The 25,289-nt window shown below is 70.7% G+C and carries 24 protein-coding genes; 11 read left to right on the forward strand and 13 right to left on the reverse strand.

What is annotated here, in order from left to right:
* Window positions 1–117: 117 nt before the first annotated feature.
* Complete coding sequence (locus AB0L00_RS25825; RefSeq protein WP_364439020.1) at window positions 118–1,263, reverse strand: suppressor of fused domain protein; 1,146 nt, start codon at window positions 1,261–1,263, stop codon at window positions 118–120.
* Window positions 1,264–1,396: 133 nt separating this feature from the next.
* Between AB0L00_RS25825 and rlmN the strand changes: the two genes are divergently transcribed.
* The gene (gene rlmN, locus AB0L00_RS25830) at window positions 1,397–2,497 is read left to right on the forward strand and encodes a 23S rRNA (adenine(2503)-C(2))-methyltransferase RlmN (protein WP_364439023.1); all 1,101 of its coding nucleotides are present in this window, start codon (window positions 1,397–1,399) and stop codon (window positions 2,495–2,497) included.
* Between the two features lie 66 nt (window positions 2,498–2,563).
* On the opposite strand, the gene AB0L00_RS25835 is transcribed toward rlmN, so the two are convergent.
* Window positions 2,564–3,031, reverse strand: a complete 468-nt coding sequence (locus AB0L00_RS25835; RefSeq protein WP_364439026.1) for a general stress protein — start codon at window positions 3,029–3,031, stop codon at window positions 2,564–2,566.
* A gap of 120 nt (window positions 3,032–3,151) precedes the next feature.
* On the opposite strand from AB0L00_RS25835, the gene AB0L00_RS25840 reads away from it, so the two are divergent.
* Window positions 3,152–3,655, forward strand: a complete 504-nt coding sequence (locus AB0L00_RS25840) for a DivIVA domain-containing protein (protein WP_364439029.1) — start codon at window positions 3,152–3,154, stop codon at window positions 3,653–3,655.
* A gap of 9 nt (window positions 3,656–3,664) precedes the next feature.
* Here AB0L00_RS25840 and AB0L00_RS25845 read toward each other — a convergent pair whose 3' ends face one another.
* The gene (locus AB0L00_RS25845; protein WP_364439031.1) at window positions 3,665–4,363 is read right to left on the reverse strand and encodes a hypothetical protein; all 699 of its coding nucleotides are present in this window, start codon (window positions 4,361–4,363) and stop codon (window positions 3,665–3,667) included.
* On the reverse strand, window positions 4,354–5,058 hold the full coding sequence (locus tag AB0L00_RS25850; RefSeq protein ID WP_364439034.1) for an ATP-binding cassette domain-containing protein: 705 nt from the start codon (window positions 5,056–5,058) through the stop codon (window positions 4,354–4,356). The genes AB0L00_RS25845 and AB0L00_RS25850 overlap by 10 nt, the downstream gene beginning before the upstream one ends.
* A 56-nt stretch (window positions 5,059–5,114) precedes the next feature.
* Between AB0L00_RS25850 and AB0L00_RS25855 the strand changes: the two genes are divergently transcribed.
* Both AB0L00_RS25855 and AB0L00_RS25860 read left to right on the forward strand, forming a co-directional pair.
* On the forward strand, window positions 5,115–5,525 hold the full coding sequence (locus AB0L00_RS25855) for an HIT family protein (protein ID WP_308206824.1): 411 nt from the start codon (window positions 5,115–5,117) through the stop codon (window positions 5,523–5,525).
* 5 nt (window positions 5,526–5,530) lie between these two features.
* Complete coding sequence (locus tag AB0L00_RS25860; RefSeq protein WP_364439037.1) at window positions 5,531–7,024, forward strand: DUF2079 domain-containing protein; 1,494 nt, start codon at window positions 5,531–5,533, stop codon at window positions 7,022–7,024.
* Window positions 7,025–7,035: 11 nt separating this feature from the next.
* Here the strand turns inward: AB0L00_RS25860 and AB0L00_RS25865 are convergent, their stop codons facing one another.
* The 4 genes from AB0L00_RS25865 to AB0L00_RS25880 form a co-directional block, all read right to left on the reverse strand.
* Window positions 7,036–8,373: an FtsX-like permease family protein gene (locus AB0L00_RS25865; protein WP_364439040.1), complete on the reverse strand. Its 1,338-nt coding sequence runs from the start codon at window positions 8,371–8,373 to the stop codon at window positions 7,036–7,038.
* Window positions 8,370–9,041 (reverse strand): ABC transporter ATP-binding protein, encoded by a 672-nt coding sequence (locus tag AB0L00_RS25870; RefSeq protein WP_364439043.1) that lies wholly within the window; start codon window positions 9,039–9,041, stop codon window positions 8,370–8,372. Before AB0L00_RS25870 ends, AB0L00_RS25865 begins: the two co-directional genes overlap by 4 nt.
* 65 nt (window positions 9,042–9,106) lie before the next feature.
* Complete coding sequence (locus tag AB0L00_RS25875) at window positions 9,107–9,637, reverse strand: PadR family transcriptional regulator (protein ID WP_364439045.1); 531 nt, start codon at window positions 9,635–9,637, stop codon at window positions 9,107–9,109.
* 149 nt (window positions 9,638–9,786) lie between these two features.
* Window positions 9,787–10,818: a S1 family peptidase gene (locus tag AB0L00_RS25880; RefSeq protein WP_364439048.1), complete on the reverse strand. Its 1,032-nt coding sequence runs from the start codon at window positions 10,816–10,818 to the stop codon at window positions 9,787–9,789.
* Between the two features lie 431 nt (window positions 10,819–11,249).
* On the opposite strand from AB0L00_RS25880, the gene AB0L00_RS25885 reads away from it, so the two are divergent.
* A complete protein-coding gene (locus AB0L00_RS25885) occupies window positions 11,250–12,461 on the forward strand; it encodes a hypothetical protein (RefSeq protein WP_364439050.1) in 1,212 nt (403 codons plus the stop codon).
* 78 nt (window positions 12,462–12,539) lie between these two features.
* Here AB0L00_RS25885 and AB0L00_RS25890 read toward each other — a convergent pair whose 3' ends face one another.
* On the reverse strand, window positions 12,540–13,985 hold the full coding sequence (locus AB0L00_RS25890) for a glycerophosphodiester phosphodiesterase family protein (protein ID WP_364439053.1): 1,446 nt from the start codon (window positions 13,983–13,985) through the stop codon (window positions 12,540–12,542).
* Window positions 13,986–14,298: 313 nt separating this feature from the next.
* Between AB0L00_RS25890 and AB0L00_RS25895 the strand changes: the two genes are divergently transcribed.
* A complete protein-coding gene (locus AB0L00_RS25895) occupies window positions 14,299–15,273 on the forward strand; it encodes a septum formation family protein (protein ID WP_364439055.1) in 975 nt (324 codons plus the stop codon).
* Between the two features lie 68 nt (window positions 15,274–15,341).
* On the opposite strand, the gene AB0L00_RS25900 is transcribed toward AB0L00_RS25895, so the two are convergent.
* Complete coding sequence (locus tag AB0L00_RS25900) at window positions 15,342–15,776, reverse strand: ATP-binding protein (RefSeq protein WP_364439058.1); 435 nt, start codon at window positions 15,774–15,776, stop codon at window positions 15,342–15,344.
* Between the two features lie 352 nt (window positions 15,777–16,128).
* On the opposite strand from AB0L00_RS25900, the gene AB0L00_RS25905 reads away from it, so the two are divergent.
* On the forward strand, window positions 16,129–16,989 hold the full coding sequence (locus AB0L00_RS25905; protein ID WP_364439061.1) for a helix-turn-helix transcriptional regulator: 861 nt from the start codon (window positions 16,129–16,131) through the stop codon (window positions 16,987–16,989).
* Window positions 16,990–17,431: 442 nt separating this feature from the next.
* On the opposite strand, the gene AB0L00_RS25910 is transcribed toward AB0L00_RS25905, so the two are convergent.
* The 3 genes from AB0L00_RS25910 to AB0L00_RS25920 form a co-directional block, all read right to left on the reverse strand.
* Window positions 17,432–18,043 carry a DUF6082 family protein gene (locus AB0L00_RS25910; protein ID WP_364439063.1) on the reverse strand — a complete coding sequence of 204 codons (612 nt, stop codon included), beginning with the start codon at window positions 18,041–18,043 and terminating at the stop codon, window positions 17,432–17,434.
* 138 nt (window positions 18,044–18,181) lie between these two features.
* Complete coding sequence (locus AB0L00_RS25915) at window positions 18,182–19,261, reverse strand: P1 family peptidase (RefSeq protein WP_364439066.1); 1,080 nt, start codon at window positions 19,259–19,261, stop codon at window positions 18,182–18,184.
* A gap of 222 nt (window positions 19,262–19,483) precedes the next feature.
* The gene (locus AB0L00_RS25920; protein WP_364439069.1) at window positions 19,484–21,190 is read right to left on the reverse strand and encodes a PucR family transcriptional regulator; all 1,707 of its coding nucleotides are present in this window, start codon (window positions 21,188–21,190) and stop codon (window positions 19,484–19,486) included.
* Between the two features lie 42 nt (window positions 21,191–21,232).
* Here AB0L00_RS25920 and AB0L00_RS25925 point away from each other — a divergent pair, with 42 nt between their 5' ends.
* The 4 genes from AB0L00_RS25925 (at window position 21,233) to AB0L00_RS25940 (ending at window position 25,179) form a co-directional block, all read left to right on the forward strand.
* Complete coding sequence (locus tag AB0L00_RS25925) at window positions 21,233–21,508, forward strand: 4a-hydroxytetrahydrobiopterin dehydratase (protein ID WP_364439071.1); 276 nt, start codon at window positions 21,233–21,235, stop codon at window positions 21,506–21,508.
* 97 nt (window positions 21,509–21,605) lie between these two features.
* Entirely contained in the window at window positions 21,606–22,868 is a 1,263-nt protein-coding gene (locus AB0L00_RS25930; RefSeq protein ID WP_345361363.1) for an aspartate aminotransferase family protein, read from the forward strand.
* The gene (locus AB0L00_RS25935) at window positions 22,865–24,355 is read left to right on the forward strand and encodes a CoA-acylating methylmalonate-semialdehyde dehydrogenase (protein WP_364439073.1); all 1,491 of its coding nucleotides are present in this window, start codon (window positions 22,865–22,867) and stop codon (window positions 24,353–24,355) included. The genes AB0L00_RS25930 and AB0L00_RS25935 overlap by 4 nt, the downstream gene beginning before the upstream one ends.
* 527 nt (window positions 24,356–24,882) lie before the next feature.
* Entirely contained in the window at window positions 24,883–25,179 is a 297-nt protein-coding gene (locus AB0L00_RS25940) for a hypothetical protein (protein WP_345361369.1), read from the forward strand.
* The last annotated feature ends 110 nt before the right edge of the window (window positions 25,180–25,289 follow it).

Here is a 25,289-nt window from a genome sequence, read left to right on the forward strand (position 1 = left end):
GTAGAGCGCTCGGTCGACCATCAGGCCGGTCTGCTCGTACATCCGGCCGGGGTCGGCGGTCTTCAGGTTGAAGGACGTGTCGACGACCAGCGTCTGGCCACCTGCTGTTCGCGGCGGTCAGCTCTCGCCGACGATCCAGCTACGGCCCTTCCTGGCCAGCCGTTCGATCAACGCGTCCGGGCCCTCGTCCTTACCGAACTGCCGCTCCGCCTCCGTGATCGGCACCAGCCAGAGCCACTGCACCGGGTCGCCGCCGAACGAGAAGCCGCTCATGTCCGGGGCCGCCGGCCCCTGCAGGCGGCCCGGATCGTCGAGCAGCAGCACGCCCTCCCAGCCCGAGCCGAGCGGGAAGGTCTTCGCCTCGTGGTACCACTTCACGTTGTCGCCCGGGGCGAACGACGTGATCGCCCGCCACGGATACTGGGCCAGCCAGGGGAAGATGCTGCCCGCCCGCTGACTGGGCAGGGTCGTGGCCACGGCGAGCTCGATACGGGCGTGCTCGGCGACGTTGTCCTCGTACAGCTCGACGGTGGGCATCCGCTGGCAGCTCATGCCCACGGTGCTGAGCACCCGGTAGGTCCGGTCGTCCAACGCCGGTCGCTCCGACACGCCGACGACGGGCTGCTCGCCTCCGGCGCCCGACTCACCACCGGCCCGGGACCGCCACTGCCGGCCGACGTCGTGCCAGTAGTACCCACCAGGGCCGAGCCGGGCGAGCAGGTGCCCCAGGACCGACTGCTGGAACCCCTCCCAGGCGCCCGCTCCACTCCGCCAGTCCCAGAACGCCTGCGCCTGCAGGATGCGCGGGCCCAAGTCCTCGATCTCATCGTCCAGCGCGAACGCGAACGGGCTCTGGCCGAGCGCCTCACGGCTGTACCCGGGCAGCCCGCGGTCCATGTCCGACCAGCCGGGGATCACGCAGATCGGCTGTCCGTCCTCCAGTACCGCGGCACCGTCGCCCTCCTCGAACCAGACGACCTTCAGCGACCGCGGGTCTGGTGCCGGCCGCCCCTTCGGGTGCTTGGTGTGACCCGTCGGCATGGCGGGCACCAGTCCCGCGTTCAGCCGCGCGAGGTCGGGGTGGGGCGAAGCGTCCTGATGGTTGGCGATCCAGGCCGCGGCCACGGTATGCCCGTCGCTGCGGCGGAGGTACGCCGCCGTCGCGATGTGATCGGACTCCACTTCGAGGACACGGCTTCCGTAGGGACTGGTGTCACTGATCAGGACACGCGTCTCCTGCGGCGTTCTGCGCAATACCGGCATAGACGGGACTGTAGTGAGTGTGCGGCCCTCGAAGCGGCATTGACAGCCGCATTGACCTCTGGGGTCGATCCGGCGTGAGGCTTCGGTGTCGACGTACGAAGCTCTGCCCGGCGTCTGCCACACTGGAACGGACATGCCCGCTCAGCTCACCTTCGCCGCTCCCCGCCGGGCGAAGCCACCGCGCCACCTTGCCGACCTGTCCTGGGACGAGCGGCGGGAGGCCGTCGGGGCGCTCGGTGAAAAGCCGTTCCGCGCCGACCAACTGTCGCGCCACTACTTCGGCAGGCTCGCCGACGATCCGGCCGACATGACCGACCTGCCGGCCGCCGTCCGGGATCGGCTCGTCACCGAGCTGATGCCGGACCTGCTGACGTCGGTGCGCGATCTGACCTGTGACGGCGGCGCGACCCGCAAGACCCTGTGGAAGGCGTTCGACGGCACGTTCGTCGAGTCGGTGCTCATGCGCTACCCGGACCGGGTGACCATGTGCGTCTCCTCGCAGGCCGGCTGCGGGATGAACTGCCCGTTCTGCGCCACGGGCCAGGCCGGTCTCACCCGGAACCTGTCGACCGCCGAGATCGTCGAACAGGTCGTCGCGGGCGCCCGGGCGCTGGACCGCGGTGAGATCGCCGGTGGCAAGGGCCGGGTCAGCAACATCGTCTTCATGGGAATGGGCGAGCCGCTCGCCAACTTCGCCACGATCGTGCGGGCGATCCACCGGTTCAGCGACCCGAGCCCGCGCGGGCTGGGCATCTCCCAGCGGAACATCACCGTCTCCACGGTCGGGCTGGTCCCGAAGATCCACCAGCTCGCCGACCTGGACCTCAAAGTGCGTCTCGCGGTGTCCCTGCACGCGCCGGACGACGAGTTGCGCGACGAGCTCGTGCCGATCAACACGCGCTGGAAGGTCGCCGAGGTCCTGGACGCCGCGTGGGAGTACGCCGACCGGACCCGGCGGCGGATCTCGATCGAGTACGCCCTCATCCGGGACATCAACGACCAGGCGTGGCGGGCCGACCTGCTCGGCCGGCTCATCAAGACCCACCCGGTGCACGTCAACCTGATCCCGCTCAACCCCACGCCGGGGTCGAAGTGGACCGCGTCCCGGGCGTCGGACCAGACCGAGTTCGTCCGCCGCCTGGAGGCGCACGGCGTCCCCGTCACCGTACGCGACACGCGCGGCCAGGAGATCGACGGCGCCTGCGGGCAGCTCGCGGCCAAGACCGTCGAGTAGCCCGCCGACGCGTCGCCCGGGCCTCCCCGACCGCGTCGCATCGGCACGGCGGGCATCGCGTCGGCGTCAGTGCGGCTGCTCGGTGATGGGCATGGCGGCCAGCAGCCGCCTGGCCTCGGCGGCGAACTCCGCGTCGACCAGCACGTCGTACCGGTCGGCCACCACCGCGCTCATCGACGCGAACGCCTGGCGGCGCAGCCCGTGCGCCACCCCGGCGAAGACCGCACCGAAGATCGCGCCCAGGATGATCGCCGAGACCACCGCGCCGGCGTGCCAGGGGCTGACGATCCAGAACACCAGCCCGATCAGCAGGCCGACCCAGGCGCCGGAACTCAAGCCGGCCAGCAGCGCCTTGCCGACCGTCCACCGGCCGAGCACCTGCTCCTCGAGCCGCAGCCCGGAGCCGACGATGGTGACGTGCTCGACCGGGAAATTGCGATCCGCCAGGATGTCCACGGCGCGCTGTGCCGCCGCGTGGCTCGAATAGCCGCCGAGTACGACCTTGTTCGGTCCGGCGGGATTCTCTGTCGTCATCTGTCAGCCCCCCTGGTCCGTGTGATGACCCCCTTGACAGGTATTCCGCTGGTCGGGGCGCGCACACCCTTTTTCCGGTTTGCGATGGGCCGCCGGGCCGGTTTCGGCGACAATGCGGCCATGCCGGACTTCCCGCTCGCCGCCCGCGGCTACCACCGTCATCAGGTGGACGCGTTCATCGCCAGGATCGAGGGGACTCTCGGCCGGGCTCAGCTGTTCGCGCCGCCGGTCACCGCGGCCGAGGTCGGCGGAGTGCGGTTCGCGATCGCCCTGCGCGGTTACCAGGGACGCGCGGTCGACGAGGCGCTCGAGGAGTACGTGCGGGAGCTGGAGGCCAGGGAGGACGGCGAGCGGCGGCGGCTGTCGGCGGCCGAGGCGGACCGGCTGATCGGGCTCGTGCGCAACGTACGCTTCGTCACCACCAGGCTGAGCGAGGGATACGACGAGCGGGAGGTCGACGCCTTCCTGGATCGGCTGATCGTCGAAGTGCGCGGACGCAGACCCCGGTCGGCCGGCATCCGGGCCGCGCGGTTCGCCACCACCCGGCTCCGGCCCGGGTACGCCCAGTCCGACGTCGACGGCTTCCTCGAGCACCTGGCGTCCGAGATCGACCGCCTCGCCTAGGACCTACCTCTAGGCGCGCGTACGGCGGAGGCGGGCGTACAGGGCGATCGCGAGGGCCGCCCAGACGAGAGCGCGCGCCGCGAACCCCGGCAGGGCGGCGGTGAACGCGGACGGCCCACGGCCGGCCGCCCCCATCCACTCGATCATGGGCACGGTGAGGAAGCGCAGCGGACCGAGCCCCAGCAGCAGGTCGGCGACGTACACGCCGAGCAGCACGAGGACCGACCGGCCGGGGGAGGGGACGATCGCCCGGCTGCTGAGCGCTCCGAGCGCCGTGGCGGCCAGCGCGGACAGGGGCAGCAGGGCGGCCGCCGGCAGCAGCTGCGAGAACCGGACGCCCAGTCGCGCGGCCTCGACCAGGGGATAGGCGCCGGCGACCAGCGCCAGGCAGACGTTGAACGCGAACGCCGCGCCGAGCCCGCCCGCCACCGTCCGCAACCGCCCGAGGGTGACCACGCCGATGTGCCGCTGAGCGTCCGGCTCGGTGTCCAGCAGCCCGCGCGCCGCCCAGGCGCAGATGGGGAAGTACAGCGCGGCCAGGTCGCCGAGCGCCGTGAGCGCCCCGGACCGGACCTCCGCCGGAGTGCCGCCGAGCGGGCCGGAGAAGACGATCGCCAGCAGCAGCGCGAGGGCGAGCACCGGGGCCAGGGCGCGCGTCGACCGGGCGTACCCGCTGAGCTGGAAGCGCATCGCGGCGATCATCGGCACCGCGCCTCGTAGCCGTCCGCCTTGAGCCGGTCGACGAGGTCCTCCGCCTGGGAGCGCGGCACGATCACCTCGACGACCGCGTGTTCCTCGGGGAGGTCCCCTTCGTCGACCGTCTGCCCCGCGACCTGCCAGCGCACGACGCCCGGCACACTCCGGAGGTCGCCCTGGTGGTCGCTGACGACCACGGACGATCCGCCCGCGGCGAGCTCGGCCAGCAGCGCCGGCAGCGCCGCGCGGGTCCGCGCGTCGAGGCCGGCGAACGGCTCGTCGAGCACGAGCAGCCCGGGCGCGGCCAGCAGGGCCTGGAGCAGTCCGGCCTTGTGCGCGCTGCCCTTGGACAGGTCCGGCAGCCGGGTGTCCAGGAGGTCGGTGAAGCCGAGCCGTTCGGCCCACTCTCCGATCCGCGCGGGCGGAACGCCCCGTACGGCCGCCATGTGCCCGAGGTAGGCCCGCGCGGTGAAGGGCTGGCCCGTTGGAAACCGTTCCGGGGCGTACCCGACGGAGGGCGGCCGGCCGCTGACTCCTCCCCGGACCGGCGGCACGACTCCGGCGATCAGCCGGAGCAGTGTTGATTTGCCCGCTCCATTGCGGCCGTTCACCTCGATGATCCGGCCACCGGGTACGGTCAGCGTCACGTCGCGCAGCACCCACGGAGCGCGGCGGCGGTACCGGAAGGCGACCTGGTTGAATCGCACGAACCAGGAGCCTATTGCCGGCCGATAAGACGAACGTAAGCGGAAGAATGCCCACCATGGACTGCCTGTTCTGCGAGATCGTGAAAGGGGAGCGGCCCGCCCACGTGGTGCTCGACGACGGCCCCGTCGTCGCCTTCCTGGACACCCGGCCGCTGTTCAAGGGGCACACGCTCCTCGTGCCGCGCACCCACTACGAGACCCTCGCGGACCTGCCGGCCGACCTCCTCGAGCCGCTGTTCGCCGCCGGGCAGCGGCTGTCGGCCGTCATGGAGACGGCGCTCGGCGCGGCGGGCTCCTTCGTCGCGATGAACAACCGGATCAGTCAGAGCGTGCCCCACCTGCACGTCCACGTCGTTCCCCGGAACCGCAAGGACGGGCTGCGCGGGTTCTTCTGGCCGCGGACGAAGTACGACTCCGACGACGAGGCCCGCGCGTACGCGGACCGCATCCGCGGCGCGCTCGGATGATGGCGGTGACGGCCGAGACGACCGGCCCGGACGTGAGCCCGGGGCGGGTCCGGCGCGACGCGGTCGCCGTCGGCGCCTTCGTCGTCGCGGCCGCGGTGGCGTACTCGGTGTTCTCGCTGGTGCGGTACTGGACCTTCCGCACCACGACGTACGACCTGGTGATCTTCGATCAGGCCGTGCGTTCCTACAGCCGCCTGCACCTGCCCACCGCGATGGTCAAGGGCGTGCACAACGGCTTCGGCCCGCACTTCACCGTGCTCGGTGACCACTTCTCGCCGATCCTCGCGCTGCTGGCGCCCCTGTACTGGATCCACGACGGCCCGCAGACCCTGCTGGTCGCCCAGTCCGTGGTCCTGGCGCTGACGATCGTGCCGCTGTGGATGTTCACGCGGCGGCGGCTCGGCGCGTGGGCGGCGCACTGTGTCGCGGGCGTGTACGCCCTGGCCTGGCCGGTGGCCGAGACGGTCGCCTTCGACTTCCACGAGATGGCGTTCACGCCCGCGCTGTCCATGCTGATGCTCGAACGCCACGACGCCGGCCGCCGGCGGCAGTGCCTGCTGGCCGCGGGCGCGCTGCTGCTCGTCAAGGAGGACATGGGGCTGCTCGTCGCCGGCTTCGGGCTGTATCTGCTCACCCGGCCGGGGGAGCGGCGCCTGGCCGCCGTCCTCGTGGTCGCGGGTCTCGGCTGGACCTGGCTGGCCTCCCGGGTGCTGATCCCGGCGTTCGGCGGCGCGGCGGACTACTACTGGGCCTATGACGCCCTGGGCCGGGACCTGCCGCATGCCGCCGCGTACGCCCTGACGCACCCGTGGACGGCGCTGAAGCTCCTCGTCACCCCGAACGTCAAGGCGACGACCATGGGGTGGCTCATCCTGCCGCTGCTGCTGGTGCCGCTCGCCTCACCGATCACCGTGGCGGTGCTGCCTCTGCTGGCCGAGCGCATGCTCGCGAACCGCTTCGGGAACTGGTGGGAGCCGAGGTTCCACTACAACGTCGCGCTGGCGGCCCTGCTCGTCGCGGCCGGCGTCGACGGCGCCTGCCGGCTGTCCCGGCTCCGCGTGCCGGGCACACGCGGGCGGCGACTCCGCCTCGATCTCGTCTGGCCGGTCGCCGCGCTGCTGGCCGCCGCCGTCGTCGTACCGCGCTTCGCGTTCAAGAACTTCTTCGACCCGGCGTTCTACCGCCGCGACGCGCACGCGCGCGCCGCCGCCCACGCGGTCGCCGCCGTGCCCCACGGGGCGCTGGTCGAGGCCGCGAACGCCGTGGGGCCGCAACTGTCCGGCCGCGCCCGCGTGCTGCTGTGGGACACCCGCGTCCGCTGGGCCCCCTGGGTGGTCGCGGACACCGCCCGTACGACGTTCCCCTTCCCGGGCCTGGGGGCGCAGCGCGACCGCGTACGGTACCTGCTCCAGCGGGGGTACACGGTCGTGCTGCGCCAGGACGGCTGGGTGGTGCTGCACGACCCGGGCGCCACTCCGGATCTGCGCGCCACCCGCTGAGCGCCGACCGGTCACTCGGCCCGCAGCCGCTCGGGAACGATCGCGCGGCGCAGCCGACGCCGGGAGGCCGCCGTGACCAGGACCGCGGCGAGGACACCGAGAGCGCCCATGAGCAGGGCATGGGCCACCGTCCACGCCATCCACGCGGAACCGAACGTCACGGTCGGCCAGGTGCAGATCAAGGTGCCCACGACGGTCAGTCCGCAGACCGGAACGGTGGCGATGAGCGCCTGCCGGGTGAGGAGGCGACGCAGCTCCCTCTCGTGCGCGCCGATCGCGCGCAGCTCGGCCAGCATCGGGCCGCGATCGAGGAGGGACTCGGCCTGGTGGACGAGCAGGGCGGCGGTCGTCACCAGGATCCCCACGAACAGGGCCAGGCTCACGAGCGCGAAGCTGGTCATCCAGAAGGGTTCGAGCCTCCCACGGTCCATCATGACGTCCGCCTCGATCAGACCGGTGCCACTGCCGATCGCGACGGTCAGCGCCACGACGGCCAGGGTCCGCCCCCACGGGCGGGCATCGGCCTCCAGGGCGCGTGCCGCCAGCAGGGTCTCCGCCGAGCGCGCCCGGCGGCCGACCCACCGCGCCGAGTACCAGATCACCCATCCGGTCGACAGCATCAGTCCGACCGGCAGGAGGAGCACGGAGATCTGGAGCACCGGCCGCGCGGCGACGATGAACCCCTGGCCCGCCGCACCGGCGAGAGGGCGGTACACGGGCGCCAGGCAGGGCGGGACGAGCAGCAGGAGGCCGTACCAGCGCGGCCGGCCCCGGCCGGCGCGGCGGGTCACGCCGAGGGGCGTGGCGATGACGTGCCGGCCGGCGAGCAGGCCGGAGAGCGCCGCCGCGACGATCACGATCGCCATCGCGGCCAGGCACCACAGCGGCGGGACGGCGACGTCGGCGCGCGACCCCGGGGCGAGCGTCCTGCGGGCGGCCAGCTGCGGCACGAGGTACGCCGCGGCCCCGACGACCGTGCCGAGGGCGGCCGCGCGGGTGACCTCGGCCGCGCCCAGAAGGCGGACCTCTCGTGGTGTGGCACCGGCCAGGCGCAGCGCGGCCAGCCGCCGCTCCCGGTCGGCCGCGGCCAGCCGTGCCGACTGGTAGAGGAACGCCGCGACCGGCAGGAGCAGCAGCGCGATCCCGAAGGCGGTGCCGTCCCGCGTCCCCGGGTCGCCGATCGGGCCGAAGCGGTCGTCGAGCCGGCCGCGCAGCGCCAGGACGTTCGCCGCGCCGAACAGGAACCAGGTCGCCAGGCCGGCTCCGACCGCCATCAGCCGCGCGCGGACCCGCTCCGCCGGCGAGCCGCCCTTACTGAGCATGCCCGCCACGGTGAGGAGCGTCCTCACACGACCACCTCCCCGGCCAGCGCGCCGTCGCGCAGCACGATCTCCCGATCGGCGTGCGCCGCGACCTGGTTGTCGTGGGTCACGATCACGACGGTCGCGCCGTTGGTCCGCGCGGCGGTCACCAGCAGGGACAGCACGCGCTCCCCGGCGACCGAGTCGAGCGCGCCGGTCGGCTCGTCGGCGAAGATGACCTTCGGGCCGGTGACGAGCGCCCGGGCGACCGCCACGCGCTGGAGCTGGCCCCCGGACAGCTCCGCCGGACGGGCGTCGGCGACGTCCAGCGCCGCGACCTCCTCCAGCCGGTCGCGCGCGACGGTCGTCGCCTCGGCCCGGCCGCGCCCGGAGAACAGCAGCGGCAACGCGACGTTCTCGACGGCGGTCAGCTCGGGGACGAGCCGGTCGAACTGGAAGACGATTCCGAACTCCTCCCGCCGGAGCCGGGTCCGGGCGGTCTCGTCGAGGTCGTCGACGCGCCGCCCCGCGTAACGCACCTCGCCCGTCTCCGGCCGCATGATCCCGCTCAGGCAGTGCAGGAGCGTCGACTTGCCCGAACCGCTCGGCCCGGTGATGGCCACGGTCTCGCCGCGTTCGATCGCCAGGGACACGCCCCGCAGGGCGTACGTGCGGCCGAACGCCTTCTCGATCCGGCGGGCTTCCAACAGGGTCATGTGTCCTCCTTCGTCGGAGGGGCGACTCGTAGGGGCTGCGCCTCCGATTCCCTCGCTTCGCTCGGTCATGGGCGGATCTCCTGAGTGAGGTCTTCGATGCGCTGCCGGGCCGTCTCCATCCAGCGCAGGTCGGCGTCGAGGTGGTGCAGCGCGTAGTCGGCGGCCAGCACCTCACCGACCGAGACGCCGGCGCCGCGCTTGCGTGCGGTCAACTCACGCATGCGCTCCAGGTGCGCCGCCCGTTGCCGCAGGAGGTAGGCGTCGGCCGATCCCTCGGCGAGCAGCGCCACCACCACCCGGGTGAACAGCGCGCTGGAGACGTGTGGCGCGGGCGGCTCGGTCTGCGCGAGCCATCGGCGAATCTCCGCGGTGCCCTCCTCCGTGATCTCGTAGACGGTGCGTTCCGGTCCGGCCTCCTGAACGGTGCCGGCGACGGTCACGCGGCCGTCGCGCTCAAGCCGCTGAAGGGTCGCGTAGACCTGTCCGTACGCGAGGGGCTTGGCGCCCGGAAGCCGCGCGTCATGCTCGCGCTTCAGTTCGTATCCGTGCTTGGGCCGCTCGGTGAGCAACCCGAGCAGGACGTGCCCGGTCGACATGAGCCGTGACTATACACTCGTTGTATTCATTGAGTGAATAGCTGTCGCCCGGCAGGCCCGGTCGTGGTCGGCCGGCCTCGTCGGGAAAGGGACGGGCCCCCGGAAGATGCCGCGCTTCCAGGGGCCCGCGAGCGGGGTTGGGCGAGAGATCAGTAGACGCTCACTCCGTACGCCGAGAGCGCCTCGGTGACGGGCTGGAAGAAGGTGGTGCCGCCGGAGGTGCAGTTGCCGCTGCCGCCGGAGGTCAGGCCGAGCGCCGTGCCGCCGGAGTACAGCGGGCCGCCGCTGTCGCCGCCCTCGGCGCAGACCGTCGTCCTGATCAGGCCGCTGACGGTGCCCTCGGAGTAGTTGACCGTCTGGTTGAGCGCGGTGACGGAGCCGGAGTGAACGCCGGTGGTGCTGCCGCGGCGCGTCACCGACTCACCGACGTAGGCGTTGCCGGCCGAGGTGATGTCGACACTGCCGACCGTGCCCGGGTGGGAGACGCCGCTGGCGTAGGTGACGATCGCGTAGTCGTTGCCCGGGAAGCTGCTCGACCGCGTGGTGCCGATCAACGAGGTGTGACTGGAGTTGCTGTACCAGCTCGACGCGATGTTGCCGCAGTGCCCGGCGGTCAGGAAGTAGTACGTGCTGCCGCTCACGACGTTGAAGCCCAGGGAGCAGCGGTACTGGCCACCGTAGATCGCGTCGCCGCCGGAGCCGTCGAGGCTGAAGACGCCGGGCACGTACTCCATCCGGACGGCGCTGCCCAGCTGCTGGGCCGCGGAGGTGACCTGGACGAGCCTGGACCCGGTGACCGAGCTGTCGACGGAGAGTACGACCTGGTCGGTGGTCGGGTCCACGGCCCAGGCCGTGCCGGGCACCTTGGCCGTGCGGTCGAGGACGCCGATGGCCTTCTGGAGCTGGGCGCCGCTGAACGGCACGATCTTCGGGACGGCGCCGGCGTCGCGTACGGCCGAGGCGTCCGACTTCGAGCTGACCGTCACGACCAGCTTCTTCGCGGACTGGTCGAAGTACGCGCCGGCGGAGCGGGAGCCCAGCTTCTGGGCCAGCTTCGTGGCGAGGTGCGAAGGATCCGGCTGCGAGACGGACGCCTGGGCCGACGCGCCCAGCAGGGAGCCGCCGACGAGCGTGGCGGCCGCCGCGACGAGTCCAGCACGCCGAGGAGCAGTGAATCTCACACGAGCCTCCCTCAGGGGTGGCGGGCGCGCCCCGGTGGCGCGCCCGAGGGACGGCATGGCAATGGCGCTCGGCTCACGGGCGGAGGGGGCCGCCCGGGCGGGGTCGAGATCCGATTACCTGGCCTGCGCAGATCTTCACAAACCTAGTCAAAAGCCGCAAGGTCAAACGTTAGTCCAGAATTGGTCAGCCGCAAGCAATCGCATACTAGCTGGTATCCGGGCTGACGGAAGTGTCGGAACCGAGGTCCGGTCGGCTCCCGGGTCAGGGCTCCGGTCAGGATTCGGGCGCCGAGAGAGGAGCCGAGAAGGTCAAGGGAACCTGAGAGTTCGCTGTGAGTACCTGGGCCGAGCGTGGTAACGGCGTCGGCGTGTGAGAGTCTTGGCTAGCAATGGACCATCCGGAATTCACAGCATTTGTCCTGGTCGCAGGCATGATCCTGGCCGGCGTCGCGCAGTGGCGCGGCTGGCGGCCGACGTTGCCCGTGGCCCTGGCGGTCGGCATCGGGCTGCGGCTGATCCTGCTGATCTCCGCGTCGAGCGACTCCTGGCAGCCCGTCGACTACAACGAGGGTTTCAGGGCGGCCGGTCGGGCGATCCTCCATCATCAGGATCCCGTGCTGGCCAGTCAGGGATCCTGGCACTTCCTGCCGATGATCCCGTACTTCTACGCCCTGGCACTGGCCACCGGTCTGCCATGGGAGATCGCCGGCCGGGTCTGCACCCTCATCGCGGACGTCGTGCTGATCGCGCTGGTCGGGCGCCTCGCCGGGCGGAAACACGCCGCGGCGGCGCGGTTCCAGTACGCCTGCAACCCGATCGCGCTCATGGTCGCCGTCATCCACGGACAGGTCGAGCCGATCTCCCTCGTCTTCCTCGTCGGCGCCTACATCCTCGCGCGGTCCGCGCGGACCGGCGCCGAGAACGGCGGGACCGGCCTGAACGGCGCCTGGGCGGGCGCCATGTTCGGGTTCGCGTTGTCGGCCAAGAGTTGGCCGATCATCCTGCTGCCGGTGGTCCTCGCGATCCTGCCGAACTGGCGGCAGCGCCTGTACGGGCTGGTCGCGGCCGGTGCCGTCCCCGTCTTCTTCCTCGCGACCCTTCCCCTCGTCGTGAGTTCCAACTGGGCCGACATGCTGAACGTCGCGCGATACCTCGGTGAAGTGCGGCCCATCGTCGGCGAATGGGGCTGGACCGCTCTGATGACGGGCGGTGACTGGACGCTGGCCCCGACGGCCGCCAAGATCGGCCAGATCATCCTGTACACCACCATCGCGCTGGTCATGTGGCTCTGGTGGCGGGCCGACCGCATCGACCAGACCTCCACGATCCTCCTGGCCTTCATGCTCGTCACGCCGCGCCTGGGTGCCCAGTACCTGCTGTGGTTCGTGCCGTTCCTGTGCGCGCGGCCGACCCGGTGGAGCCGGCCCGCGATGGCCCTGGCCGCGGTCTGGGCGGGCACCGGGTACATCTACCTGACGCAGTTCGACGACACCGGCTGGTGGGAGAACCACGAATGGTGGGCGATGAGCTCGGTGGCCGTCCTCCCGCTCCTGGCCCTGGCCATTCCCTGGTACCGGCGCCGCCCGCAGCCCGTCGAAGGACTCCCCGTCACGGAGACCGAACTCGTCCCCGCGACCAAGTGACCGCGCCCGCCGGGTCCGGGAGCCGATCCCGCACCCGGCGGCGCGGTGCCCGTACGGCGCGGTGTCCGTAGGGCGCGGTCAGCCGATCGAGACGCCGCCGAATGACAACCCCGGGCCCTGATGGCCCGTGCTCGCGTAGCGGCCGAGGTAGAGGTACCTGCCGCGATAGCGGGAGTCCTTGGCGGTGATCGACTTGTCGGGGCCGTCATAACGCACCACCGTGACGGACGACTTCGTCACCGAGATGCGAAGCGTCGCGATGGTGCCCTTCTTCAGGGCCGGGGTCCTGACGCTCTTCAGCCGCGTGGTGTGCCCGGCGTCCTTGCGGTACAGGATGAGAGTGCCGTCGCGGCGCAGGACGGCCAAATAGCCGCCGTTCAGCGGTGAGTCGGCACTCGTGAAGGCCGAGTCGCGGACCGCGGAGAAGTACACGCCGCCCCACCGGCTCTTGTCCGTCCCCAGGCTGTCCCACCGCATCTTCAGGCGCAGCGTGTACGACTTCGGCAGCACCGCCCAGCCCTGGAGGGCCAGCAGAGGATAGTCGCCGAGGTTGACGTGCCACCAGCCCGGCGCGATGAACCGGCCCCGCTGCCGGGGACCGAGCGCCTCCGGATACTGCGACTGGCTGATCTGCCCGTACCACCAGTTCTGCGTGGTGAAGGGATCGCGGGTGCGCCGGTAGCGGGCGACGTCACCGCGGACGTACGGCGGGTCGTTGGTGTCGATGCCCTGCACACCGAGCCGATAGAGCTCGTCCCGCCGGTACTGCCGGTTGACGTCGTAGCAGGCCACCGTCAGCCCGGCCTTGACGTACGAGGCGATCAGACTGTCGGGCAGCGCGGACCACACGGATACGCGCTTCAAACCGTCGGCCTTGATGGCTTCGGGAGTGTCGATCGTCGCCTGCTGGGCCCCGCCGACGATCACCTGGGCGGTGATGCCCGCCTGCTCGGCCAGCACGGCGTCCGAGCGGGAGAACGTCTGGACCATCACCGAGCCGGTCAGGTTCCGCCGGGTGAGCTCGTCGATGACCAGCCGCATCGCTTCGGTGGTCTTCGGGTGCGCCAGCAGCCGTGTCTTGCCGGCGAACTCGTCGAGAACCTGGGTGAACAGCAGCGGATGCGTCGTCGTGGCCTTGCCGCCGAACCAGGACGGCGCGTCGATCACCAGCTTCTGAAAGGCGGCGCTGTCGAAGTCGGCGACGTTCCCCGTGCCCGTGGTGACGCGATCGACGGTCGGGTCGTGCATGACGCCGCCGACGCCGTCCTTGAGCACCTGGATGTCGAACTCCAGAAGATCGGCGTCCGGGTCGGCGACCCCGGCCTTGAGCGCCTGCTCGGTGTTCTCCGGAGCGAGGAACGCTCCGGCGCTCCGGTGGGCGATGAAGAAGCGCTGGGGGAGGTCGGTCAGCCGCGGCGACCGAGTCGTCGAGCGCTGAGGAGAGAAGGGGGCGGCCTGTACGGCCGTCGCGGATCCGACGACGGTGAGTCCCACGGCCGCCAGGCTCAGCATGGTCTTTCGCACAAAGAGCAGAGGCTAGACCGCTAGGCGGCAATTGTCCGCTGCGATATCGAACCGCAATCAAGGTCGGTTCCCTCACCTGCGGGCGGATCGTCGGTGTTGTCGCACGCCAATCACGGAGACCGGTTCGGGTTTACAAGGTCCTGAGTGGTGTAGATCACTTTAACCCCTCTAGGGAACTCGCCGACCAGGTGTTACGTTCTGATCGTTTTTCTCGACTTCGACCTGACTGGCCGTAAGGCGGGAGGATCAGTGAGGCGCCGGTTACTGCGGCGGCGCATCAGTCCCCGCGTTCGATCGATCTAGAAATCTCGTCATGACCTTTGGTTCTCCTTCGTTTGAGCCGGTTCGGCTGCCGAGTCAGGGGCGGAGCCGGGCGGCGGTCGCGGCGGCGGTGTTCGCCACGATCGGGCTCATTCCCGTATCGCTGATCTTCGTCATCGTGGCGTTCCAACGGGTCCGCCGCAGCACGGATCGGGGCATGGGATTCCTGCTCTATGCCCTGTTGATGAACCTGGTGGCGCTGGCGCTCATCACCTGGGGACTCGACAGGATCGCTCCCGACGCGAGTGGGTCTGAGAACACGCCGGCGGCGCTGACCCTGTCAGTCGGGCAGTGCTATGACCAGACGGCGAAGAAGCAGGACCATGGGGCGAGAAAGATCATCGAGGCCAGTGCCCCTCGGTCGTGTGCTGGACCGCATGATGGTGAGGTCGGCGCCGTGTTCGATGCCTCCGGTGAATCGTGGCCGGGGAAGGCCGCCATTGAGACGCAGGCCGACGCGGAGTGCACGAAGCGCATGACGGGTGCGCCACAACATCGGCCCGACGGCGTCGCGCTCAGGGTTCATTTCGCCTATCCGGATGACGTGGCCTGGCGGAATGGTGTCCGGCATGTCGTCTGCTCGATCGAACGCGAGGATGGCGCAAAGCTGACGACTCCGTATGGATCCTGGCGGGATCTCAATGACCTGAAGAAGGGTGACTGCTTCGATCGGCCGCCGGGGACGGTGCTGTACTCGGTTGCCACGACCGGCTGTTTCACGCCGCATGAACTGGAGGTCGTCTCGACGCCGCGCCTTCCGGACGGTCCGTGGCCGGGCGGCGATGCGGTCGAGCGGAAAAGCGTAGAAGGCTGCCGTCGTGCGGGCATGCCGAAACACGACGCGGACGGCCACCCTGTGGAACTCATCTACTTTCCCCCCAACGAGCAGACTTGGAAGCTCGGCGATCGTCTGGTCGTCTGCCTCGGCAGGCGGGTGGATCACAAGAAGCTGACCGCCTTCCTGTGATCCTCGACCTGGGGGAGGCTCCTGGTACGTCGGCGGGAGCGGAAGGCGGGCGAGAGGAACGGCGCGCGTCAGGTGAAGACGGCGGTCACCGTGTGGCCGTGCTCGGGATCGCCGGTCCACCTGACATGGGTGGCGAGGTCCGCGACGATCGGCAGGCCGCGGCCGTTCTCGGCCAGGTCGTCGTCGTGCCGCTTCCGGTGCGGGCCGCTGTCCTCCAGTGAACCGCCCTGGTCGGTCACCGACACCGCCAGGCAGCCGTCGCCGTGGCGGACCTCGACGACGAAGGTGCCGCCGGGTCGGCCGGAACGGGTGTGGATGAGGGCGTTGCCGGCGAGCTCGGCCACGGCCTGGACCGCGTCGTCGACGTGCCGGCAGTCCTCCAGGAGGAAGGCCACGAACCGGCGGACGAGCCGCGCCTGGTCCGGGCGGCCGGGGAAGGTGCGCCGCCAGCACATCGGGGCGGTGAATGCGGTCGACGTCGTCTCGTGGAGCGTGGCGGTCACGGTGGTGCGCCCTCCCGTCGAATGGGCTGAGTGCCGAGGGCCGGGGGTGACGCCCGATCTCCCCATGGCGCTGGGGAGGACGACAGGGACCCGTCGGGTGGACCGGGATCGGCCCGGCCCTGCCGGAGTCCGGCGGACTCAATCCGCCGACGCCGCAGGGGCGCGCCTGCGGTTCACCGCCGCGTCCAAGTCGAGCAACTCCCTCGATCACATCGCGTGTTCGGGTTCTTACGCATAGTGCTTCCCCGCTGCGTAAGTGCGCAAGCGATTCACTGAGAATTCTCACAGTTTACTCTTCAGTAACTATCCGAAATCGATTGCTCGCAGTGAGTAACGTCGTCACACTGGGTGCGTGCCGGATCCTTCCCCCACGATCCGCGAACGCCGCATCGCCATCGAGCTGCGCCGTCTTCGCGAACAGACCGGGTTAACCCTCGACCAGGCGGCTGAGCGACTGGGCTGGAGCCGCGCGACCCTCGGCCGGATGGAGACCGCCGTTCGCCGGATCAAGCCCACCGAGCTGCAACGACTACTGAACGTCTACAACGTGGACGGCCGCCGCCGCGGTGACATCGCCGAACTGGCCCGAGGCGCTCGCGAGCGCGGCTGGTGGCATCGCTACACCGACACCCTGCCCGCCGCGTACGCGACCTACATCGCGCTGGAGGCCGAGGCGCGCTCACTGCGCTGCTATGACGCGCTGGTCGTCCACGGCCTGCTACAGACCGAGGACTACGCGCGCGAGGTCATCCGCGCCGGCCTCATGCAGCTCGCCCCCGACTCGGAGGTCGAGCGACGCGTCGAGGTCCGCCTCAACCGGCAGGCGCTGCTGACCGAGCGAGACCCTCCGCTGGAGCTGTGGTGCGTCATCGACGAGAACACCCTGCGCCGCATGATCGGCGGCGAGGGCGTCATGCGGGCCCAGTACACACGGCTCGTCGAGCTGGCCGAATGCCCTGGTATCACGCTCCAGGTCCTGCCGCACAAAGTGGGTGCCCATCCGGGAGTGGAGGGCACGTTCGCGATCCTGGAGTTCCCGGAGCGCTACATGCCGGACGTCGGCTACATAGAGGCGCTCAACGGGGCCCTGTACATCGAGGACGGCGCACAGGTGCATGCGTACTCGCTCGTCTTCAATCATCTCGTCGCCGAAGCGCTGGGAATCGGCGAGTCGGCCGCGTTCATCCGCCGACTAATGGAAGAAGAAACCTAAGGAAAGGTACGATATGACCGGTAAATCCATGCCTCCCTGGCGTAAGTCCATCCGTAGCAACGCCTCGAGCGGCTGTGTCGAAGTGACCTGGATCGACGGACCGGGTGCCGGCAGCGACGGGCCAGGCGGTCCTCCGGCGAAATAACAGAACCCGGCAAGGAGGAGCCGTGCGGGCATCACGGCGCCTGGCCTCCGTTTCGCATCGCGTTCGCCGGTACGAGCGCGGTGCGGAGCGCGGCTTCTCGCCTGGCGCGAGACAAGCCGCGATCACGGAAGCCTCCGAGCGCGCAGGAGCCGTCGGGCCAGGAGACACACTGCCGTAGTGGTCGATGCGACAGCGATCACTCCGGCCGCCTGTCGGGGCTCCAGTCTGGTCGTTCCCTTGCCCCGGTACGTCGTGGCCTGGTCGTCGAGTCCGGATCGGAGTGCCAAAGCGAGGGCCTCATCCAGCACTTCGCGGAATCTGTTCAGGCGAGACCCGACCGAATTGGCGGTCCACTGCTCTCTGATCAAGCCAGAACCTACGCCCGGCGTCGGTATGGAAGAGGTTGTCGACGGCCATTGATCTCAGGCCTTCGTCCGATACGTCTCTCAGCTCCCACTGCATGTACCAGAACGACACCATCAGGTTCAAGAACTGAATGCGCCGGCTCTCGTCATGGGAGACCTTGTCTGCTCGAGGCCCCCAGCACTGCATGTAGACCGGGTCGCTCATGGCGATCTCTGCAAGCCTCATGTGAATGCTGCGGTTGACCTGCCGCCTGTTCGCCAAGCTCTCCTTCGCCTGGAGGGCGAGCGATATGGAGACGGCGACGAGCGCGAAGGCGCTGAGGATCGCCGAGATCGCTCCATACGCCTGGCCGACGTTGCCCAGCCGAGTCCAGTCGACATGGCCTCTGTCGGCGATGAACTCGAGTGCCAGCGGTGACAGCGTGATCAGCGCCAGGATCACCACCCCGACGCAGACGAGCGCGGCAGGCCGTGATGCGCGACGGATCGGGCCGGTGATGTCGTTGATCCACGGTGAGCGCTGTCCGGAGGGGATGGCGTCCATGGTCACCTCACATCGAGACGAATCTCTCCGCATCTACGACGCACGGGAGTGCTCGACCGTGCCCATCACAGCGCGTTCTCCTTCCCCGCAGGAGCGGTCCTGCGGGCGCGCGGTACGTCGGGACGGTCGCGGTCGGCCTCAACGGCGGGTCAGGGCCGTCAGGAGGCGGTCCTGGGGGAGGGCGTGGGCGGTGATGTCGTCGCGGCCGGTCATGGTCTCGGCGGCGAGCAGGGCGTTCACAATGGCCTCCTCGGTGGCCTCGATCGCGCCGTAGAAGAGCGGATCGATGTAGGCGTCCGGCAGGACGTCGACGGTCAGCACGCGGGGCGGCTGCACGCCCAGCGCGTCCGACGGCAGCCGCCCGCGGTTGGCCGTCGAGAAGGCCAGGAAGCCGTCACCGCTCGTGTTCTCGCCCGCCCCGCCGGTGCGGGCGACCCCGAGCCCGGCGCGCTGGGCGAGGCGGCGGCACTGGTGGGGCAGCAGCGGCGCGTCGGTCGCCACGATGCCGATGATCGATCCGGCGCCCTCGAACTCCGGGGGCACCGGACGGGGCACGTCGTCGATCACCACCGGCACGCCCGCGACGGTGAGCCGCTCGCGGCGCCCGTGGTTCGCCTGCACGAGCACCCCCACCGTCCAGCCGCCGTCGACCACCCGTGACGCGGTGCCGATCCCGCCCTTGAAGCCGTGGCAGATCATTCCGGTGCCGCCGCCGACATTGCCCTCGGCGACCGGACCGGCGGTCGCGGCGTCGTACGCCTCCCGTACGTGGGCGGCGGTGACGTGCTGTCCGTCGATGTCGTTCAGCACGCCGTCCCACGTCTCGCCGACGACCGGCAGCCCCCAGGCTCCCCGGCCCCGCCCGCGTACCTCGATCTCGATGAGCGCGTCGCGTACGACGCCGACGCTGTGACTGTTGGTGAGCGCGATCGGGGTCGTCAGCATGCCGCCCTCGCGGACCCACGCCATCCCGGTGAGCTCGCCGTTGCCGTTGAGCCAGTGGTGGCCCGCGTACAGCGGCTCGTCGAAGATCGAGCCCGCGTGCGGAAGGATCACCGTGACGCCGGTCCGTACCGGGCCCTCGCCGACGCGGAGCGGCCCGTCGCCCCTGACGATGGTCGTGTGCCCGACGCGTACCCCGGCCACGTCGGTGATCGCGTTGGCCGGTCCCGGTGTTCCGCCGCCGATGACGACGCCGAGATCGCGAGCTCTGGTCATGAGGCCTCCTTCGTCGGCCTCATGACCAGAGGTGCTGTGCTCACCGATTCCCTCGCTTCGCTCGGTCATGGGGGCCTCCGGTCGGGGTGACGTGTCCGGTCCAGACGATCATGGCGTACCGGATGCTCGGTGGAGGGCGCCGGGTGGCCGTGACGGGTCCTGGTCCGCCGGGTTTCGGCGCTGCCTTCGCCGAGCATTCGGAACCGGCGGGGCGCCGGCCGGTCAGGCGCGGTCCTTGCGGAGGGCGTCGAGGGCGAGCAGCGCGACGTGCAGGGAGGCGCAGGACTCGACGTCTTCCAAGTCCGCGCCGAGCACCCGTTCGATGCGGCGCAGCCGCTCGTACAGCGCCGGCCGGGACAGGTGGGCCCGCTGCGCGGTGAGGACCTTGTTGCGCCCGCTGCCGAGGTAGAGACCGAGCACGTGGACGAGGTCGCTGCCGCGCTGCGCGTCGTAGGTCAGCAGCGGGCCGAGCTCCCGCTCGGTGAACGTCTGCAGCCGCGCGTCCTCGCGCAGCAGGTGCAGCAGGCCGCGCAGCCGCAGGTCGGGCAGGCGGTAGAACAGCCGGCCGTCGTTGCGTTCGGCGGCGACGCCGGCGACCTGCTCGGCCTCCAGGAACGACCGGCGCACGTCGCGCACGGACTCGACGGTCGAGCCCACGGCCATGACGAAGGCGTCCGCGCCCCCGCGCGGTCGCGCGTCCCGGTCCGCGCGGCTCGCCGGCGCCGACCCGCAGTGGTGGGCGCGGAGGCGGCGTGCGACCTCGCACAGGACGTCGTCCTCGACGGCGCGGGACGGGAGGGACGCCAGCACGCCGACCCGGGCCTGCGGCGAGCTCTCGTCGAGGGCGCCGACGAGCGCGGACAGGTTCGCCTCGCGGCAGGCGGCGGCCGTGGCCTCGGCCAGGTCCGTCACCGAGGTGGCCGCCGACGCGTCGCCCACCAGGCCGAGCGCCGGGGGCGGACCGGACGGCGCCGGCGGGCGGGGGAGCACCACGATGCCGAGCAGACGCCGGCCGGTGAGCGAGACGCCGAGAGCGCGGGCGCGGGCCGCCGCCTCCTGCGGGTCGGCGTACGCGTGCGCGAGGATGCCGCTGATGATCGAGCCGTGGGCCTGGCGTTCGAGGCTCTCGGCGTGCCGGTCGAGCAGCCGGCCGAGGGCGAGCGTGGTCGCGGCCCGCTCGACGAGGACGACGTCGCGGGGTGACGGCGGGTCCATCGAGGTGATGATGAGCCGCCCCCAGTCCTCACCGCGGGCGCCGACGACGGTGACCAGCCACCGGGAGGACGCGTCGTACGCCGTGCGCTCCTCGGGGCGTACGGAGCGCGAACGGGTCTCCCAGCCGGTCAGCAGCTCGGCCGGGTCGGTGCCGGACAGCTCGGCGGCGAGGACCTGGTGGGCCAGGTTCTCCAGCACGACCGGGCGTCCGACGAGGCTGGCCACCTGACGGACCACCTCGGCCGGCGGCGCGCCGTCGACGGACAGTTGGGTGAAGACCTCGTGCAGCTTCTCCGAGGCGCGCAGCTCGGCCAGCTGCGCGTCGATGATCCGGGCGTGCACCGCCTCGGTGACGTCCACGAAGGGCGTCTCCCGCGCCCAGGCGATCAGCGGGAGGCCGTGCTCCTCGGCCGCCGCGGCCAGCGCGTCGGGAAGCGTGGCCGCGTACTTGCGGCCGAGCTCGACGATCAGGCCGCTGGCGCCTACCTCGGCCAGGTCGGCGACGTACGCCCGGAGCTGCTGCGGATCGTCCGGCAGCGCGATCCCGGTGGTGAGCACCAGCTCGCCGCCGCGCAGCAGGTGGGCGATGTCGGTGACCTCGGCGGAGTGCACCCAGCGGACACGGGCGTCGAGGTGGTCCGCGCCGGCGATGATCCGCGGCTCGCCCCGCCGGACCGCGTCGAGCCGCAAGACGTCGGCCAGAGTGGGCAGCACATCTGTGATGCTATGCAAACGCCGACGTGAGGAGGTACCCCGATGGAGCGGATGGACGGCGACGCGATCGACCGAGAGCTGGCGACGACGCCGGGCTGGGAGCTCGCCGAGGACGCGATCGTCAAGACCGTGAGGTTCGCGGACTTCAAGGAGGCGATGGCGTTCGTCAACCGCGTGGCCGAGGTCGCCGAGGAGCTGAACCACCACCCGGACATCACGATCCGCTGGAACAAGGTCACCCTGACGCAGAGCACGCACGTGGCGGGAGGCCTGACGGAGTACGACTTCCGCCTCGCCCGCCGCCTCAACGAGCTCTGACCGGGCGCCACCGGGCGACAGGTTGCCAGATGCGGCGGGTCGGAGCTGACAGTCTGCTGGCTGGTGCTCCGGGGCGTTCTGCGGGAAGACTCGTGCTATGTCGGACTTGCTAGCACGCCACCGCGCGGTCATGCCCAACTGGATGGCCCTCTACTACGACGAGCCGATCGAGATCGTCAGCGGGAAGGGCAGCCGCGTCACCGACGCGAACGGCCGCTCCTATCTGGACTTCTTCGCCGGCATCGTGACCAACACGCTCGGCTACGACCTCGCCGAGGTACGCGAGGCCGTCGAGCGTCAGCTCCGCACGGGAGTCGTGCACACGTCGACGCTCTACCTCCTGCGCGGCCAGGTGGAGCTCGCCGAGAAGATCGCCCGGCTCTCCGGCATCGACGACGCCAAGGTCTTCTTCACCAACTCCGGCACCGAGGCGAACGAGACCGCGCTGCTGCTCGCGACATACGCGCGCAAGAGCAACCAGATCCTCGCCATGCGGCAGAGCTACCACGGCCGGTCCTTCGGCGCGACCGCGGTCACCAGCAACCGCACGTGGAAGAACAACGCGCTCTCGCCGCTCAGCGTGTACTTCCTGCACGGCGGGGACCGGCACCTCCCGCAGTTCCGCGGGCTGTCCGACGACGACTACATCACGGTGTGCGTGGAGGATCTGCGGCACACCCTCGCGACCGTCACGGCCGGTGACGTGGCGGCCGTGATCGCCGAACCGATCCAGGGCGTCGGCGGCTACACGTGTCCGCCGGACGGGCTGTACGCGGCGTACCAGGAGGTCCTGTCCGAGCAGGGCATCCTGTTCATCGCCGACGAGGTGCAGACGGGCTGGGGCCGCACGGGGCAGAACTTCTGGGGCATCCAGAACCACGGCGTGACGCCCGACATGATGACCTTCGCCAAGGGGCTCGGGAACGGCTTCGCCATCGGCGGCCTCGTCGCGCGCGGCGAGCTGATGGACTCGCTGCACGCGACCGGTCTGTCGACGTTCGGCGGCAACCCGATCTCCACCGCCGCCGCCAACGCGACCCTGGACTACATCCTCGACCACGACCTGCAGGCCAACGCGGCCAAGGTCGGCGGGCAGATCATCGATGGCCTGCGCGAGGCCGCAGCCCGGATGCCGTACGTCACGGACGTGCGCGGCAAGGGCCTGATGTTCGCCGTCGAGCTGACCGAGCCGGAGCTGGCCGTACGGGCGCTGGAGGAGACCAAGGCGCGCGGCCTGCTCGTCGGCAAGGGCGGGCTGTACGGCAACACGCTGCGCATGGCGCCGCCGCTCACGCTGACCGAGGACGAGGGCAGGGAAGGCCTCGGCATCCTCGTCGACGCGCTGGAGGCGATCGCATGAGGCAGATCACGCACTGGATCGGCGGCAAGCCCTGGACGGGGACGGCGGAGCGCCACGGCGACGTCTACGACCCGGCGACCGGGCAGGTGGGCGGCCGGGTGGACTTCGCCTCGGCCGACGAGGTCGAGGCGGCCGTCGCGGCCGCACGCGAGGCGTTCCCGGCGTGGCGGGACGCGTCGCTCACCAAGCGCGCGGGCGTGCTGTTCGCCTTCCGTGAGCTCGTCGCGCGGCACCGCGACGAACTCGCCGCGTCGATCACCTCCGAGCACGGCAAGGTACGGGCGGACGCGGCCGGCGAGGTGGCCCGCGGCCTGGAGGTGGTGGAGTTCGCCTGCGGCATCCCGCACCTGCAGAAGGGCGGCTACTCGGAGAACGTCTCCACCCGTGTGGACTCCTACTCCATCCGCCAGCCGCTGGGCGTCGTCGCCGGGATCACGCCGTTCAACTTCCCGGCGATGGTGCCGATGTGGATGTTCCCCCTCGCCATCGCGTGCGGGAACACCTTCGTGCTCAAGCCCTCGGAGAAGGACCCGTCCGCTTCGCTGCTCCTCGCCGAGCTGTGGCGGGAGGCCGGGCTGCCCGACGGGGTCTTCAACGTCGTGCACGGGGACAAGACGGCGGTGGACGCGCTCCTCACCCATCCCGACGTGCGCGCCGTGAGCTTCGTCGGCTCCACCCCGATCGCACGCTACGTCTACGAGACGGGCACGGCGCACGGCAAGCGGGTCCAGGCCCTCGGCGGCGCGAAGAACCACATGCTCGTGCTGCCCGACGCCGACCTGGACCTGGCCGCCGACGCGGCCGTCTCCGCCGGGTTCGGCTCGGCGGGGGAGCGGTGCATGGCCATCTCGGCGGTCGTCGCTGTCGACCCCGTGGGCGACGAGCTCGTCGCCAAGATCAAGGAGCGGGTGGCGAAGCTGACCGTCGGCCCCGGCGACGACGACCGCTCGGAGATGGGCCCGCTGATCACCGGGCCGCACCGCGACAAGGTCACCTCCTACCTCGACGGCGGTGTCGCCCAGGGCGCCACGCTGGCCGTCGACGGGCGCGAGCACGAGCTGCCGGACGGGAGCGGGTTCTGGCTGGGTCCGACGGTCCTGGACCACGTGACGCCCGAGATGGACTGCTACCGGGATGAGATCTTCGGTCCCGTCCTGTCGGTCGTACGGACGGCGTCGTACGAGACCGGTATGGCGCTGATCGCCGCGAACCCGTACGGCAACGGCACCGCCGTCTTCACGAACGACGGTGGCGCGGCCCGGCGGTTCTGCAACGAGGTCGAGGTCGGGATGGTCGGGGTGAACGTCCCGATTCCGGTGCCGATGGCCTTCTACTCGTTCGGCGGCTGGAAGGCCTCGCTGTTCGGCGACACCCACATGCACGGCACGGAGGGCGTGCATTTCTACACGCGCGGGAAGGTGGTCACCTCGCGGTGGCTCGACCCGTCGCACGGTGGGGTCAACCTGGGCTTCCCGACCAACGGCTGACCGGCCGGGGCGTGGCCGCACCCGTCTCGACGAGTGCGGCCACGTGGCTCGTCGGTGCCGTGTCCGGCCGGTGGCGGCTCGTCCGTCATGCGGCCATTGGGCGAAAAAGCGGTACATGACCGCTTTATGTGCTCGGGGGAAATTCGGATATGTGTGGAGCGATCCGAATTCGCGCATATAGAGATTTCCGGCCCGCGCGAAAACGGCGTCCTGTCACCTGGAGGTCAAAGCGAGGTGGCGGAGGGTGGCCTACGGCGGCGGGGTGGGTCACCATGGGCGAGGGGACCGTTCGCGGGGGTTACACAAGATCGTCGGAGCGCGCTCGGGGGCGCGTCGGCGCGCCGGATCCACCCGAAAGGTCGCGACGCGACGTGGGGTATTGGTTTGCACTAACTCGACCGTTTGACCGGCGAAACTACAAATACTAGCTGCAGCCCTTGACCTCCTCTGTGGCATACGACACACTCAGCTTGTCGATAGCTGTTGGCGCAAACTTCAGAAGTTCCCCGGTTACCAGGGAGCACCCCATGTCTGCCGACGACTCGCCCGACCAGACGCCGTTCTCACTGCTCGCCGTGCTGGCGGCGCGCTACCCGGAGTGGACGATCTGGTTCGGCGATGCGACCGGCCACTGGTGGGCGCTCCCCCCGCACGACCGGGAGCCGGGTGAGTTCATCGAGGCTCCGACCGTGAAGGAGTTGGTCGAGTCCATAGAGGCGCTCAAAGCGCGCCCCCGAGTCCCCTACCAACGCGGCGCCCCGTCTCCGGGCGCGGCGCGGAGCAGGTTCCCCGCGGCCTCCAGGCCCGGCGGCCCGTTCCGATGACCCGCCGCCCGCGATTCGACGGGACCGCACCGAAGCCGCGGTCTCAGGTGAGCATTTGCCAGTCACGCCGCCTCCCCCTCCAACACCTCCGTGACAGGCGTGACTGCAGA

The organism is Actinoallomurus sp. NPDC052308 (assembly GCF_040679195.1).
Lineage (GTDB): Bacteria > Actinomycetota > Actinomycetes > Streptosporangiales > Streptosporangiaceae > Actinoallomurus > Actinoallomurus liliacearum.

What these genes read in the sequence shown, in the direction of transcription:
- AB0L00_RS25895 (WP_364439055.1), top strand. Translation starts at nt 14,299, where the DNA reads ATGACCTTTGGTTCTCCTTCGTTTGAGCCGGTTCGGCTGCCGAGTCAG.
- AB0L00_RS25825 (WP_364439020.1), bottom strand. Translation starts at nt 1,263, where the DNA reads ATGCCGGTATTGCGCAGAACGCCGCAGGAGACGCGTGTCCTGATCAGT.
- AB0L00_RS25885 (WP_364439050.1), top strand. Translation starts at nt 11,250, where the DNA reads ATGATCCTGGCCGGCGTCGCGCAGTGGCGCGGCTGGCGGCCGACGTTG.
- AB0L00_RS25935 (WP_364439073.1), top strand. Translation starts at nt 22,865, where the DNA reads ATGAGGCAGATCACGCACTGGATCGGCGGCAAGCCCTGGACGGGGACG.
- AB0L00_RS25925 (WP_364439071.1), top strand. Translation starts at nt 21,233, where the DNA reads ATGGAGCGGATGGACGGCGACGCGATCGACCGAGAGCTGGCGACGACG.
- AB0L00_RS25940 (WP_345361369.1), top strand. Translation starts at nt 24,883, where the DNA reads ATGTCTGCCGACGACTCGCCCGACCAGACGCCGTTCTCACTGCTCGCC.
- AB0L00_RS25930 (WP_345361363.1), top strand. Translation starts at nt 21,606, where the DNA reads ATGTCGGACTTGCTAGCACGCCACCGCGCGGTCATGCCCAACTGGATG.
- AB0L00_RS25870 (WP_364439043.1), bottom strand. Translation starts at nt 9,041, where the DNA reads ATGACCCTGTTGGAAGCCCGCCGGATCGAGAAGGCGTTCGGCCGCACG.
- AB0L00_RS25910 (WP_364439063.1), bottom strand. Translation starts at nt 18,043, where the DNA reads ATGGACGCCATCCCCTCCGGACAGCGCTCACCGTGGATCAACGACATC.
- rlmN (WP_364439023.1), top strand. Translation starts at nt 1,397, where the DNA reads ATGCCCGCTCAGCTCACCTTCGCCGCTCCCCGCCGGGCGAAGCCACCG.
- AB0L00_RS25875 (WP_364439045.1), bottom strand. Translation starts at nt 9,637, where the DNA reads ATGTCGACCGGGCACGTCCTGCTCGGGTTGCTCACCGAGCGGCCCAAG.
- AB0L00_RS25915 (WP_364439066.1), bottom strand. Translation starts at nt 19,261, where the DNA reads ATGACCAGAGCTCGCGATCTCGGCGTCGTCATCGGCGGCGGAACACCG.
- AB0L00_RS25840 (WP_364439029.1), top strand. Translation starts at nt 3,152, where the DNA reads ATGCCGGACTTCCCGCTCGCCGCCCGCGGCTACCACCGTCATCAGGTG.
- AB0L00_RS25835 (WP_364439026.1), bottom strand. Translation starts at nt 3,031, where the DNA reads ATGACGACAGAGAATCCCGCCGGACCGAACAAGGTCGTACTCGGCGGC.
- AB0L00_RS25855 (WP_308206824.1), top strand. Translation starts at nt 5,115, where the DNA reads ATGGACTGCCTGTTCTGCGAGATCGTGAAAGGGGAGCGGCCCGCCCAC.